Source organism: Kribbella sp. NPDC026611, from assembly GCF_040638345.1.
GTDB lineage: Bacteria > Actinomycetota > Actinomycetes > Propionibacteriales > Kribbellaceae > Kribbella.
The window spans coordinates 418546-432291 of the sequence record NZ_JBEZYC010000002.1; the positions used below are offsets into that span (position 1 = coordinate 418546).

Genomic DNA, 13746 nt, shown 5'->3' on the forward strand with positions numbered 1-13746 from the left:
GCTATTGGGCGAGGACGTCGCTGAAGGCTTCGGTGGACGACGGGTGGGTGTAGATCGAGTCGCGGAGCTCGGTGGCGGTGATGTGGTACCGCATGGCGAGGGCGACCGTGTTGATCAGCTCCTGCGCGTCGACGCCGAGCAGCGCGGCGCCGAGGATCTCGTCGGTGCGCGAGTTGCCTGATCGGACGCTCCGGCTGTCCGCCGGGCAGGCAGTCCTGCTGCCCCGCAGCCCCGAAGCACACGATCCGTACGCCGGGCTCCGCCTTCACCCGCGCCTTCCGAGCTGCCACTGGCACAACCCCGGGCCACTACAGCCGCACCCGGACCTGAGCCTGCCTCTACTGCCCCGGCGCGGCGGCCAGGCGGACCTTTGCGCAGAGTCCGCCGCCTGGGCGGGGGGTGAGCGTGAGGGTGCCGTCGTGGGCCTGGGTGATGCTATTGACGATGGCCAAGCCCAGGCCGACGCCGGCGTGGTCAGTGGCCCGGACGCGGTCGCCGCCGCGCTGGAAGGGCTCGGTCAGGGTGGCCACCAACTCCGGGGCGAGTTGCTCGCCGGTGTTCTCGACGGTCAGCGTGACGGTCCTCGGTTCGGCCGCGGTCGTGACCAGCACCGTGCCCTGCTCCGGCAGGTTGTGCACGATCGCGTTCTGGACGAGGTTCGTGGTCAGCTGCAGCAGCAGCGCGCGAGACCCGGTGGTGGCGGCAACGTCACCGGCAGTTTCGATGGTGACGCCGCGTTTCTCGGCCAGCGGGAGGAGATTTTCGGTCGCTTCTTCCGCCAGCAAGGACAGATCCACGTGTTCCCGGGTGAAGGCACGCCGGTCGACGCGGGTGAGCAGGAGCAGCGCCTCGGTGAGGTCGATGGCTCGAACATTGACGGCGTGCAGGCGCTCGACCAGGTCGTCGTCGCGGTCCTGGCTGTTGCGGGCCACTTCGAGCATCGTCTGCGTGATCGCCAGCGGCGTCCGCAGCTCGTGGGAGGCGTTGGCGGCGAAACGACCCTGCTCGGCGACGTGCGCCTCGAGCCGGGCGACCATGCTGTCGAAGGCGTCGGCGAGCTCGCGGAACTCGTCCGTGCGGCCCGGCAGCCGGATCCGGTGCGACAGCGACCCGGTCGCGGCCAGCCGGGTCGCGGCGGTGATCCGGTTCAGCGGAGCGAGCATCCGGCCGGCGAGCAGCCACCCGCCGACCAGGCCGAACACCAGCAGGAAGAGCATGATCCCGGCCGCGATCGGCGCGAAGGCCTTGATCAGGCTCGGGCCTGACGGCGCGATCACCACCCGCATGGTCTGCTGCGCCAGCGTCTGGTACCGCAGCAGGAAGATACCGATCGCCACCAGCAGCACCGTGCCGGCGAGCATCAGGAAGCCGGTGTAACTGAGCGTGAGCTTGAGCCGGGCACTCGGACCCGGTTCCCTATCCATCGCCGTCCGGCCCACTCTCCGGCTTGCTCTCCTGCCCGGCGTCGATCCGGTAGCCGACGCCGGTCACGGTGGCGATGATCCAGGGCTCGCCGAGCCGCTTGCGCAGCGACGAGACGGTGATCCGGGCCGCGTTCGTGAACGGATCGGCGTTCTCGTCCCAGGCCCGCGCCAGCAGCTCCTCGGCGCTCACGATCCCGCCCTCGGCCGCGACCAGCACCTCGAGTACGGCGAACTGCTTCCGCGTGAGCGCGACGTACCGCCCGTCGCGGTACACCTCCCGCCGGAACGGGTCCAGCCGCAGCCCGGCGATCTCCCGCACCGGCGGCCGGTGGTGGACCCGCCGGCGGTCGAGCGCCCGCAGCCGGAGCACCAGCTCGCGGAGCTCGAACGGCTTGGTCAGGTAGTCGTCGGCACCGAGCTCGAAGCCGGAGGCCTTGTCGTCGAGCCGGTCGAGCGCGGTCAGCATCAGGATCGGCATTCTGCTGCCGGAGGCAACGATCCGGCGGGCGATCTCGTCGCCGGACGGCCCCGGAATGTCCCGGTCGAGGACGGCGATGTCGTACTCGTTCAGGCTCAGCAGCTCCAGCGCCGTACCGCCGTCACCGGCGATATCGGCCGCGATCGCCTCCAGCCGCAGACCGTCGCGGATGGCGGCCGCCATCTCCGGCTCGTCCTCGACGATCAAAACCCGCACCATGCAATGGTACGAGGTCGAACTTATCGTCCGTATATCCAAAACCGGATACACGCCGGCAACATCGTCTTCTCTTCACTGGAAGCATGTCAGCCACCGAACCGGTCCGCACCGCGGGCCGCCGGACCAAGTGGGCCTTCCGCGCGGCCTTCGTGGTCGCCAATGTTGCGCTCGTCGCCGTCTTCGTGCAGCAGTCGCTGACGTCCTTCACCCCGTCGTCGTCCGGTCCCACCAGCACCACCAGCCACGGCGCGCTCGGCACCGACGACGGCTATGTCCCCGACGGTACGACGGTCTTCGACGACGAGATCCCCGCGGTCGCGAACCTCGACGCCGGCCTCCTCACCGCCCTGCGCGCGGCCGCGAAGGATGCCAAAGGCAACGGCGTCGAGTTCGTCGTGAACAGCGGCTGGCGCTCGCGCGCGTATCAGGAGCAGCTGCTCGACCAGGCGATCTCGAAGTACGGCTCGCGGGCGGAAGCCGCGCGGTGGGTGGCGACCCCGGACACTTCGCCGCACGTCGCCGGCCAGGCGATCGACATCGGGAAGGCGGCCGCGGCCTGGCTGGCCAAGCACGGCGCGAGGTACGGCCTCTGCCAGATCTACGACAACGAGCCCTGGCACTACGAGCTCCGCCCGCGCGCCATCGAGCACGGCTGCCCACCCCGGTACGCCGACCCGACCCACGACCCGAGGATGCAGCAGTGACCCTGACCGTCCGGCCGATCAGCGCCGCGGAGCACCTGGCAGCAGTGCAGTCGCAACGGTCGGTGAGCTTCCTGCAGACACCGGCCTGGGCCCAGGTGAAGTCCGAGTGGCGCAGCGAGTCGATCGGCTGGTTCAACGGCCGGCAGCTGTTCGGGACCGGCCTCGTCCTGCACCGGCCCGTACCGCGGATCGACCACTTCACTCTGGCCTACCTCGCCGAAGGCCCGGACATCGACTGGACCGGTGACCTCGACGTCTGGCTCGACCCGCTGGCGTCGTACCTGAAGGCGCACGGCGCGTTCGCGATCCGGCTCGGTCCGCCGGTGCGCACCGACACGTGGAGCGCCGCGCAGGTCAAGGAAGGCATCGCCGACCCGGCCGTCAAGCGGCTCACTGACCTGCCCAGCCAGGTCGACCCGGTCGGTGCCCGCGTCACCAGGCAGCTGCGCGACGCGGGCTGGCTGCCGCAGTACCCGGAGGACGGGTTCGGGACCGGGCACCCGCAGTACAACTTCGAGATCCCGCTCGCCGGCCGGTCCGAGGACGACGTACTCGGCGGCATGAACCACCTCTGGCGGCGCAACATCAAGAAGGCGGCCAAGGAAGGCGTCGAGGTGACCGTCGACGCGACCGACCTGAAGGCGTTCCACGAGCTGTACGTGCACACCGCCGAGCGGGACCACTTCACGCCGCGCGGCTTCCCGTACTTCGAGACCATGTTCGCGGCGATGTCCGCCGAGGACCCCGAGCGGATCAGCCTGTACCTCGCGCGCCACCAGGGCGACCTGGTCGCCGGCGGCATCCTGGTCCGGGTCGGTGCGCGGGCCTGGTACGTGTACGGCGCCTCCTCGACCCAGAAGCGCGACGTCCGCGGGTCGAACGCGTGCCAGTGGGCGATGATCCGCGACTCGCTGGCGGCCGGCTGCGACGTCTACAACCTGCGCGGCATCACCCCCACCCTCGACGCGGACGACCCCCACGTCGGGCTGATCCAGTTCAAGGTCGGCACCGGCGGTGAGGCCGTCCGGTACGTCGGCGAGTGGGACCTGCCGCTCCAGCCGGTGGTGTACCGCGCCTTCAACCTCTACCTGCGACTGCGCGAGTCCCGGAGAAAGCGAGCCCGCTCATGACGGACCTCCGCACCTGGCTCACCACGTCACCACCCGTCGGCATCACCGTCTTCGGCTGCGAGCCCGACGAAGAACTGCTGTTCCGCGAACTGGCGCCGCGCCTCGGCGTACTGCCGACCATCACCGCGGAGCCGGTGTCCGCCGAAAGCATCGCCCTGGTGGCCGGCAACCGCTGCATCAGCGTCGGGCACAAGGCCCAGATCTCGAACCCGATGCTGCTGGCGCTCAGCCAGGCCGGTGTGCAGTACATCTCGACGCGGAGCATCGGCTACAACCACCTCGACGTGAACTACGCGGACAGCGTCGGCATCCTCGTGGAGAACGTTGCCTACTCCCCCGACAGTGTCGCCGACTACACGGTGATGCTGATGCTGATGCTGCTGCGCGACATCAAGTCGGTCCTGCAGCGCACCGACGTGCACGACTACCGGCTGAACGACGTCCGCGGGAGGGAGCTCCGCGACCTGACCGTCGGCGTCGTCGGGACCGGGCGGATCGGCGGGGCGGTGATGGATCGCCTGCGCGGCTTCGGCTGCCGGGTGCTTGCGTACGACACTCAGCCCCGGACATCAGCCGACTACGTGTCCCTGGACGAGCTGCTCCGGGACAGCGACCTCGTCACCTTGCACACGCCACTCACCGCCGAGACGCACCACCTGCTCAACCAGGAGAGCGTCGGCACGATGAAGCCCGGCGCGTTCGTCGTCAACACCGGCCGCGGTGCCCTGATCGACACCGAGGTGCTTCTCGCAGCCCTGGAGAGTGGCCACCTGGGCGGTGCGGCGCTGGACGTCCTCGAAGGCGAAGAAGGCGTCTTCTACGCCGATCGCCGCAGCGTCCCCATCGAGAGCGACCGCTGGCTCCGGCTGCACAAACTCCCGAACGTGCTGATCAGCCCGCACACGGCGTACTACACCGACCGGGCCCTCAGCGACATCGTCGAGAACTCGCTCAGCAACTGCCTCGAGTTCGCACGCAGAAAGCAGGAATGGATATGAAGCTCGGAATTCTGTTCGGCGGCCGGGGCGAGGAGCACCCGATCTCCGTGAAGTCCGCCCGCATGGTCGCGGACAACCTCGACAGCTCCAAGTACGAGCCCTACTGGATCGGAATCACCCAGCGCGGCGCGTGGGTGCTCTGCGACGGCCCCGCCGACGGCTGGGAGGACCGCGGCCGCCCGGCCGTGATCTCGCCGGACAGCAGCCGGCCCGGACTGCTCGTGCTGGACGGCGATCGGCACGAGACGCTCGAGCTGGACGTCGTACTACCCGTCCTGCACGGCAAGACCGGTGAGGACGGCTCGATCCAGGGGCTGCTCGAGCTTTCCGGCATCCCGTACGTCGGCTGCGACATCCCTAGCTCGGCGCTGTGCATGGACAAGTCGCTGACGTACCTCGTCGTCCGGAGCGCGGGGATCGCGACGCCGAACTTCTGGATCGTGTGGGCCGACGAGCCAGTCGACGCCGGCCAGTTCGTGTATCCCGTCTTCGTCAAGCCGGCCCGCTCCGGCTCGTCCTTCGGCGTCAACAAGGTCGACAGCCCGGAGGACCTGCCGGCCGCGTTGGAGGCCGCTCGGCAGTACGACTCCAAGCTGCTGATCGAGGAGGCGGTCGTCGGCAGCGAGATCGGCTGCGCCGTCCTGGGCAACGACCCCGACCTGGTCGTCGGCGAGGTGGACCGGATCGCCCTGACGCACGGGTTCTTCAAGATCCACCAAGAGGCCACGCCGGAACAGGGGTCCGACAACGCGACCTTCATCGTGCCCGCGGACATCCCGGCCGAGGCCCGCTCGCGCGTCCAGGAGACCGCCAAGGCCGTGTACCGCGCGCTCGGGTGCCGGGGACTGTCCCGGGTCGACCTGTTCCTCAAGGAGGACGGGCAGGTGGTTCTCAACGAGGTCAACACGATGCCCGGCCTGACGTCGTACAGCCGGTACCCGCGGATGATGACCGCATCCGGCATGACGCGGACCGAGATGATCGACCGGCTGATCTCACTGACACTGACTGGCAAGCAGCAGTGAAGACAGCACTCAAGTCGGACTTCGTGTATGTCGACGAGGTCACGTCGGGCATTCGCTGGGACTCGAAGTACGCGACCTGGGACAACTTCACCGGCAAACCGGTGGACGGCTACCTGGCGAACCGGATCGTCGGCACCCGGGCGTTGTGCGACGCGCTGGAGAAGGCGCAGGCCGCGGCCGAGCCACTCGGTTTCGGGCTGCTGCTGTGGGACGGGTACCGACCGCAGCGCGCCGTCGACTGCTTCGTGCGCTGGTCGCGGGAGCCGGAGGACCACCGGACGAAGCTGCGGCACTACCCGAACATCGAGCGGTCCGAGATGTTCGAGCTGGGCTACGTGGCGATCAAGTCGGGGCACAGCCGGGGCAGCACCGTCGACCTGACGCTGTACCACCTGGCCACCGGTGAGCTCGCCGACATGGGTGGTGACCACGACCTGATGGACCCGATCTCGCACCACGGCGCGCCCGGCATCGGTCAGGTCGCAACCGCCAACCGCAAGCACCTCTGCACCGTCATGACCGACTCCGGTTTCAGCTCGTACGCCAGCGAGTGGTGGCACTACTCGCTGAAGGACGAGCCGTACGCCGACACCTACTTCGACTTCCCGATCAGCTAGGAGTACGTATGCAGATCCGACCCGCCCAGCCCGGCGACGCCGCAGCGCTCAACGAGCTCTTCGACCAGCTCGGCTACCCTCAGGACGACATCGAGGCGACGGCGGCCCGGGTGAAGGAGTACGCCGCGGATCCGACCAATGCGGCGTACGTGGCCGATGCTGAGGGCAACCTTCTCGGGATGATTGCCGTCCACGTCGGTCAGTTCCTGCACCGCGACGGCAGGTGGGGCCGGATCGACGCGCTGGTCGTCTCCGCGGACGCTCGGCGGCAGGGTGTCGGCGCCCGCCTGGTCGCGGAGGCCGAAGCCTTCGCGACCAGCCACGGCTGCGTCCGCATCGAGCTCAACAGTGCCGACCACCGCGAAGCCGCGCACAAGTTCTACGAACGCTGCGGCTACGTCAACCAAACCGGCTTCTCGACCCGCTTCCTCAAGGTCGGCTAGCCGAGCTCGAGCGGGTTGGCGGCGGCCGTGGCTGGTGTGTTCGGGAGGATCAGGGCGTTCATGCGGTCTATTCTCCGGGGGCGCAGGTAAGGTCCTGGCGTGGACGTTGGGGAGCGGATTCAGGAACTGGCCGATCAGATCGTCGTGCTGCGGGACGCCTACTACCGCGGCTCGCCGTCGGTGGCCGACGCGGAGTACGACGCGATCGAGGACGAGCTGCGGTCGCTGATCGAGGCCAATCCGGAGCTCGCGCCGGACCCGAACCCGTTGGAGCAGGTGGGCGCGCCCGCCGTGCTGCACGCCCCGGTCCGGCACTCGCGGCCGATGCTGTCGCTGGAGAAGGCGACCCGCCCCGAGCAGGTCGAGGCGTTCTTCGGCCGCTTCCCCGGTCAGTCGGTCGTCGTGATGCCGAAGCTGGACGGCCTGTCCCTCGCGCTCGTGTACGAGAACGGGCAGCTGGCCCGCGCGGTCACCCGCGGTGACGGTACGACGGGTGACGACGTGACACCGCTGGTGCGCGCGCTCGCCGACGGGGTCCCGGACAAGCTCGACGGACCGGACCGCGTCGAGGTCCGTGGTGAGGCGGTGATGCTGCGGTCGACGTTCGCCGCGTACAACGCCGCGCACCCGGACAAGCCGCTGATCAACCCGCGGAACGCCGCGGCCGGCACGCTGCGTGCGAAGGATCCGGCGACGGTGGCCGAGCGCCGGCTGCAGTTCCTGGCGTTCGACCTGCTGAGCGACGGCGCGGACGCCGATCTCGAGCGCGCGCTGAAGGAGATGGGCTTCACGGTCGCCGACATGCGGCACTGTGACGACGCCGCCGCGGCGCAGGCCGTGATCACGACCATCGAGCAGCAGCGCAACGACCTCGACTACGACCTGGACGGCGCCGTACTGCGGCTCGCCGATCGCGACGCCTTCGCCGCGGCCGGCACGCGGTCAAGCTCGCCGCGGGGTGCGCTGGCGTTCAAGTTCGCCGCCGAGGAGAAGACGACCGTCCTGCTGGAGGTGCGGTGGGACGTGGGCAAGACCGGCAAGATCGCGCCGGTCGCGTGGCTGGAGCCGGTTTTCGTCGGCGGGACGACGGTGACCCGCGCGACGCTGGCCAACCAGGAGGTGATCCGGGCCCGCGGCATCAAGATCGGCGACACGGTCCTGGTCCGCCGGGCCGGGGATGTGATCCCGTTCGTGGCCGGCGTACTGGACGCGTCGAAGCGGACCGGGGCCGAGCAGGACATCGTGCCGCCGGTCGTGTGCCCGTCGTGCGGATTTCCCTTGACCGAGCAGGGGAACAGCCGCGAGCTGTTCTGCACCAACGTGGCGTGTCCGGCGCAGACCGTCCGGCGGCTGATTCATTGGGCGTCGCGGGCGGCCGCGGACATCGACGCGATCGGTGGCGTCTGGATCGAGCGGCTGGCCGAGGCCGGGATCCTGGAGCACCCGTCGGACTTCTACCACCTGACCGCGGAGGGTCTGCTGGAGTTCGACCGGATCGGCGAGGTGTCGGCGGCCCGGATGATCGAGTCGATCGACGCCAGCCGGCAGGTGGGCCTGCGCCGGGCCCTGATCGGTCTCGCCATCCCGATGGCCTCCGAGGGCACGGCGGCCAGGTTGTGCCGGGCGGGCTTCGGCTCGCTGGAAGAGGTCGCCGATGCCGGTGTCGACGGGCTGGTTGCCGTCGAGGACATCGGTCCGAAGGTCGCGGCCTCGCTGATCGAGCACCTGACCCGGCTCCGGCCGGAGCTCGAGCGGCTCCGGGCGGCCGGCGTCTCGCTCGACGTACGCGAGGAGGACCTGCCGCCGGTGGTTGCGGCCGGTGCGCCGCTGGCCGGGAAGACGGTCGTCGTCACCGGCTCGATCACCAACCCGCGGTCCGGGGAGAAGGTCGCCCGCCCGGCCTTCCAGCGACTCTGCGAGAAGGCCGGGGCGACGATCGCGTCGTCGGTCTCGGCGAGCACCGACTTCCTGATCACGGGCGCCGACGTGGGAGCGTCCAAGCTGACCAAGGCCGAGAAGCTCGGCGTCGCCGTCGTCGACCAGTCCGAGATCTGGGCGCAGTTGCAGGCAGCCGATCTACTGTGACGGCGTCAGCGGCGTGCGGTTGAACACGTTGTCCGGGTCGTAGCTGCGTTTGAGTTGCTGCAGGCGGGTCAGCTTCGCCGGTGAGTACGCGCGGTGGACGGCGGTCGCGTCCTCGTCGGCGATCGTGTTGACGTAGCTGCCGCTCGTGTAGGGCTCGAGGCCGGCGGCGTACGCCCGCGCCGCGGCGATCCGCGCGACGTCCTCGGCCGGATCGGTCCAGTCGTCGCCGGTGGTGAACTCGACCAGCGCATCGCGGTGGCTGTACGCCGTGTCCGCGTCGGGTACGTCGAGGATCGCGCCGCCGTTGAGCGTCATCCGTGCGCCCGGATTGTTGTCCTGGGCAAGGAACGCGTCGATCGCGGCGTCCGGCAGCGTCCGCAGGTAGTGGCCTTTGCAGTAGCGGCGGAGGGCATGACGTTCGTCGTCGTCCGACTGGGTCTGCAGATCCAGGTAGGTGAGCTCGCGAACGCGCTGCTGCACCGGCTTCCCGATGCTTTGGTACTGCGTGAGCAACTGGCGACCCTCGTCGGGATCGCCGACCCAGACATATCCGATGCTGGCCATTGGCCTGCCGTCCCAGCGCCCGACCCGGGCAACCGGAGTTGCCTGGCGCGGCGTGCCGGGGAACAGATCTCGCCAGCCGCGCAACGCCGTACCCGCGTCGTCGAGGTCGTAGAAGAGGTCGGCGGTCAGTGCTTGCGTGCCCACTGGGTGCAGGCGGAACTCGAACGAGGTGACCACGCCGAAGCCTCCACCTCCTCCGCGCAGGGCCCAGAAGAGCTCCGGGTGCTCGGTGTCGCTGACGCGCAGGACGGCGCCGTCCGCAGTGACCAGCTCGTACGACGCAACGTTGTCGCAGGTCAGGCCGTGGGCGCGGGCCAGCCAGCCGATGCCGCCACCAAGGGTCAGCCCGCCGACGCCGGTGTGGGAGACGTTGCCGGCGGTGGTCGCCAGGCCGTACCGCTGGGCGCCGACGTCGAGGGCGCCCAGCAACGCGCCGCCGCCGACGCGGGCCCGGCGGCTGGCCGGGTCCACGTGGACGGAGCTCATCGGCGACAGATCGATCAGCAGGCCGTCCTCGACGACCGGCAGGCCGAGGAAGCTGTGGCCCCCGCAGCGGACGCCGATCTCCAGGCCGGCCTCGCGGCCGTAGCGGAGAGCCGCGACGACGTCCGCCGTACTCGCGCAGCGGGCGATCATCGCCGGGCGACGGTCGACCATCGCGTTCCACACCGTGCGGCCCGCGTCGTAGCCCGGGTCGCCGGGGCGGATCAGCAGACCTTCGAACGCCGAGATGGTCATCGCCGGACCACCGCTCGGACCTCTGCCCGCCGGAACCAGGCGATCGCCACGGCGACGACCAGGAAGGCGAGCGGGATGGCCGGGGAGATGCCCAGCACGACCACGTTGGTGAACGTCGCACCGACCATCAGGGCGGTCAGACCGACCGCGGCCAGGCCGCACAGCCGCGGGACCAGCAGCCCGATTGCTCCGGCCAACTCGAGGCCACCGACGAAGTACCGGAGCCACTGACCGGCGCCGATGGACCTGAACTGCTCGACCATCGCCGGGTCGCCGGACAGCTTCGGCAGGCTCGCCATCACGAACATCGCCGCCAGCAGCACCTGCACCACCCACAGCGCCACCGTGCCCGTCCGGACCTTGCGCGGCGTTGTCATCGTCGTACTCATCGCTACCTCCAAGGGTTGATCTGGGGGTTGATCTGGTGCGACGACCTTCCCGCCGGCGACCACGGAGCCACATCCGTGCCGACCACGGATCTCCCACGGATCTCCCGCAGATCTCCCACAGGCGCCCCGCGGATCGGACATGATGGGCGCGTGGACGAGGTGTCAGCGCGCGAAGCCGAAGTACTCGAGGCGGTGGCGGACCACCGGTCGAACGCACAGATCGCCCGCGCCCTGCACATCTCCGTCCGCACTGTCGAGAGCCACGTCTCGTCGTTGCTCCGCAAGTACGGCGTCGCCGACCGCCGCGAGCTGGCCGACCTCGTCGCCGCGCGCGCCGAGGTGACGCCGAGCGCGGGCTCAGCCCAGTCGACGCCGCAGGCGGGCCGTGCCGAGCCGGCGAGCGCCCGGCCGGCCATCACCGGACTCCCCGCGACGCGCACCACGTTCGTCGGCCGCGCCCACGACACGTCCGCCGTGCGCGACGCCCTCGAGCGGTCGCGGCTGGTCACCATCCTCGGCCCAGGCGGCATGGGAAAGACCAGACTGGCTGCAGTAGTAGCAGCCGACCTCACGACAGCTGCTGCCTCCGGCGCGGGCAGCGGGGGCGGTGGGGCTGGCGCGTCCGGTGCGTTTGTGGATCTGGTGCCCGTGCGGGGCGGGCTGGTGGTGCGAGCGGTGGCGTCCGCGCTGGGGTTGAGTGAGCGGCCTCCTCAGAGCCTGGAAGAGGTGCTGGTCGAGCAGCTGCAGTCCGGGCGGTGGTTGCTGGTGCTGGACAACTGCGAGCACCTGGTCGACGAGGTCGCCGAGCTGGCGGAACGGCTGCTGCGCACCTGTCCCGAGGTGACGATTCTGGCCACCAGCAGGGAGCGACTCGGCGTACCGGCCGAGACGACTGTCGTTCTGCCACCCCTGGACGCGGCCACCGAGTTGTTCGCCGATCGCGCACGGGCCGTCGATCCGTCCTTCACAGCCACCGACGAAGACCTCACCGAGATCTGCGAGCGGCTCGACGGCATGCCGCTGGCGATCGAGCTGGCCGCGGCGCGGATCGGCTCACTCGGAGCGGACGGACTGCGAGCCGCACTCGACGACCGACTCCGACTGCTCGCCGGCGGCCGCGGCATGGACGCCCGGCACCGGTCGCTGACCGCGGTCATCAACTGGAGCCACGACCTGCTCGACGTCCACGAGCGCCTGCTGTTCCGCCGCCTCGCCATCTACGTCGGCGGCTTCGACCTCGACGCCGCCACAGCCACCAGCCCCGACCTGACCCGAGGCGAGGTCGCCGACCTCCTCGGCCGCCTCACCGACAAGACCCTGATCGTACGCCGAGGCTCCCGCTGGCAACTGCTGGAAACCATCCGCGAATTCGCCCGCGACCAACTGACCCCCGACGAACTGACAGCCGCCCAGTCCCACTACCTCAACTGGGCCGCCACCACCGCCACCCACCTGGAATCCCAGCTGGACAGCGCCGACTGGCAGACGCCGTACGACGAGGTGGTCGCGGACCTGCGGGCTGCGTTGGGGGCCACCGGGCCGGGGCCGGATGCGACTGCGCATCGGTTGGCGCGGGCGTTGGGGCATTTGGCGTTTGCCCGGCGCGAGTTCGTCGAGTCTGTGGCGCACTACCGGGCAGCGGCGGAGCGGGCCGAGGACGGGGTGGCGGCCGCGCTGGATCTGCGGTCGGCGGCCGATGCGACGCTGGCGATCTCGGACGCGGAGACCGGTGTGGAGCTGCTGCTCGACGCCGCCGACCGGGCGGTTGCTGACGGCAACGTTCGGGCGACGATGCTGGCGCTGGCCGTCATCGCGGTGAACCGGTACCCGACGGGGACGCTGTACGCGGTACCCAGTGAGCGGACCGAGCAACTGCTGACCGACGCGTTCGCCGGCGCCCGGCCCGGCGACTCACAGGTGACCGCGCTGCTCGCGACCGCCAAGGCATGGGAAGGCGGCGGGCGGCGGATCGACGCGGATCCGAAGCTCGCGCAGGAAGCCGTCGATGCTGCCCGCCGCAGCGGTGATCCGGTCCTGATCGCGGGTGCGCTCGACGCGCTGAGCGTGGCCGCCGCGAACGGCGGCCGGCTGCGCGACGCACGGTCGTACGCCGTCGAACGGATGCGTCTCGTCGGCCCACTCCCCCGGCACGAGCCGTACGCCGCCGCCGAGATCATCGACGCCTTCCACGTCACGCCCACCACGGCGACCGCGGTCGGTGACCTGCCCGCGGCCTTCGCGGCCCTGAGCATGCCCGACGATCCGGTCGGCGACCACCCGTACATCTCGCTCCCGCGGCGGATCCGTGTCTGCGCGCTGACCGGCCGGTTCGACGCCTGCATCGAGTACGCCGACGCGCTCTGGGACCGCTGGCAACGCGCCGGCGCCCCACCGATCGAGTGGATGGCCTCCGCGATGTCCGCCGCCGCGATGGTCCACGGCCTCCGCGACGACGGCCTGTTCGACACCTGGCAGCAGCGCGCCCTCGAGGCCGCCCGCTGCGACGACCTCGACGACGCGCCCTGGCTGGTCGCGCCCTACCTCTTCGCCGAGGCCCGCGTCGCCACGCACCTCGCCGACACCAGGAGCGCCGACTACAGGGCCGACGACAGGGCCGACGAGATCGTGCGGCGGGCGTTCGGGGAGTTCGGTGAGCACTGGTGGGCGCCGTACGCACAGGCCAGTGCGGCGGAGTTGGCCGTGGTCGCTGGATTGCTAGGCGTACCGGAACTGCTCGCCGCTGCGGCGCCGGCGGCCGCGGAGAACGACTGGGCTGCTGCGTGTCTCGCGCGTGCCGCTGCCCGGCTCTCCGGCGACCACGAGGCCCTGACCGCGGCCGCCGAGGCGTTCGGCCGGATCGACGCCAGCTTCGAGCGCGAGGCCACGCTGGCGCTGAAGGTTCCGTAGTAGATCCGTGCTGACCACGGATGGC

General features: G+C 70.3%; 12 protein-coding genes and 1 pseudogene. 8 read left to right on the forward strand and 5 right to left on the reverse strand.

Annotation, left to right across the window (positions count from 1 at the left end; genetic code table 11):
* Nucleotide 1: 1 nt before the first annotated feature.
* The 3 genes and pseudogenes from AB0E69_RS08140 to AB0E69_RS08150 form a co-directional block, all read right to left on the reverse strand.
* A pseudogene (locus AB0E69_RS08140) lies at nt 2-160 on the reverse strand (pyridine nucleotide-disulfide oxidoreductase); the annotation flags it as partial.
* Between the two features lie 178 nt (nt 161-338).
* Nucleotides 339-1424: a HAMP domain-containing sensor histidine kinase gene (locus AB0E69_RS08145; protein ID WP_360141561.1), complete on the reverse strand. Its 1086-nt coding sequence runs from the start codon at nt 1422-1424 to the stop codon at nt 339-341.
* Entirely contained in the window at nt 1417-2118 is a 702-nt protein-coding gene (locus tag AB0E69_RS08150; protein WP_360141564.1) for a response regulator transcription factor, read from the reverse strand. The genes AB0E69_RS08145 and AB0E69_RS08150 overlap by 8 nt, the downstream gene beginning before the upstream one ends.
* Nucleotides 2119-2204: 86 nt before the next feature.
* Here AB0E69_RS08150 and AB0E69_RS08155 point away from each other — a divergent pair, with 86 nt between their 5' ends.
* The 7 genes from AB0E69_RS08155 to ligA all read left to right on the forward strand — a co-directional run bounded on the left by AB0E69_RS08155 (nt 2205) and on the right by ligA (nt 9123).
* Complete coding sequence (locus tag AB0E69_RS08155) at nt 2205-2825, forward strand: M15 family metallopeptidase (protein WP_360141567.1); 621 nt, start codon at nt 2205-2207, stop codon at nt 2823-2825.
* Nucleotides 2822-3955: a peptidoglycan bridge formation glycyltransferase FemA/FemB family protein gene (locus tag AB0E69_RS08160; RefSeq protein WP_360141570.1), complete on the forward strand. Its 1134-nt coding sequence runs from the start codon at nt 2822-2824 to the stop codon at nt 3953-3955. The genes AB0E69_RS08155 and AB0E69_RS08160 overlap by 4 nt, the downstream gene beginning before the upstream one ends.
* On the forward strand, nt 3952-4953 hold the full coding sequence (locus AB0E69_RS08165; RefSeq protein ID WP_360141573.1) for a D-isomer specific 2-hydroxyacid dehydrogenase family protein: 1002 nt from the start codon (nt 3952-3954) through the stop codon (nt 4951-4953). Before AB0E69_RS08160 ends, AB0E69_RS08165 begins: the two co-directional genes overlap by 4 nt.
* Nucleotides 4944-5978 carry a D-alanine--(R)-lactate ligase gene (vanA, locus tag AB0E69_RS08170; protein ID WP_360141576.1) on the forward strand — a complete coding sequence of 345 codons (1035 nt, stop codon included), beginning with the start codon at nt 4944-4946 and terminating at the stop codon, nt 5976-5978. The genes AB0E69_RS08165 and vanA overlap by 10 nt, the downstream gene beginning before the upstream one ends.
* Nucleotides 5975-6595 carry a D-Ala-D-Ala dipeptidase VanX gene (gene vanX / locus AB0E69_RS08175; RefSeq protein WP_360141579.1) on the forward strand — a complete coding sequence of 207 codons (621 nt, stop codon included), beginning with the start codon at nt 5975-5977 and terminating at the stop codon, nt 6593-6595. Before vanA ends, vanX begins: the two co-directional genes overlap by 4 nt.
* A gap of 8 nt (nt 6596-6603) precedes the next feature.
* On the forward strand, nt 6604-7038 hold the full coding sequence (locus AB0E69_RS08180) for a GNAT family N-acetyltransferase (RefSeq protein ID WP_360141582.1): 435 nt from the start codon (nt 6604-6606) through the stop codon (nt 7036-7038).
* 99 nt (nt 7039-7137) lie between these two features.
* Nucleotides 7138-9123, forward strand: a complete 1986-nt coding sequence (gene ligA, locus AB0E69_RS08185) for an NAD-dependent DNA ligase LigA (protein WP_360141585.1) — start codon at nt 7138-7140, stop codon at nt 9121-9123.
* On the opposite strand, the gene AB0E69_RS08190 is transcribed toward ligA, so the two are convergent.
* Both AB0E69_RS08190 and AB0E69_RS08195 read right to left on the reverse strand, forming a co-directional pair.
* Complete coding sequence (locus AB0E69_RS08190) at nt 9115-10425, reverse strand: FAD-binding oxidoreductase (protein WP_360141588.1); 1311 nt, start codon at nt 10423-10425, stop codon at nt 9115-9117. The genes ligA and AB0E69_RS08190 overlap by 9 nt on opposite strands.
* Complete coding sequence (locus AB0E69_RS08195; RefSeq protein WP_360141591.1) at nt 10422-10814, reverse strand: DoxX family protein; 393 nt, start codon at nt 10812-10814, stop codon at nt 10422-10424. The genes AB0E69_RS08190 and AB0E69_RS08195 overlap by 4 nt, the downstream gene beginning before the upstream one ends.
* 150 nt (nt 10815-10964) lie before the next feature.
* Between AB0E69_RS08195 and AB0E69_RS08200 the strand changes: the two genes are divergently transcribed.
* A complete protein-coding gene (locus AB0E69_RS08200; RefSeq protein ID WP_360141594.1) occupies nt 10965-13721 on the forward strand; it encodes a LuxR C-terminal-related transcriptional regulator in 2757 nt (918 codons plus the stop codon).
* The last annotated feature ends 25 nt before the right edge of the window (nt 13722-13746 follow it).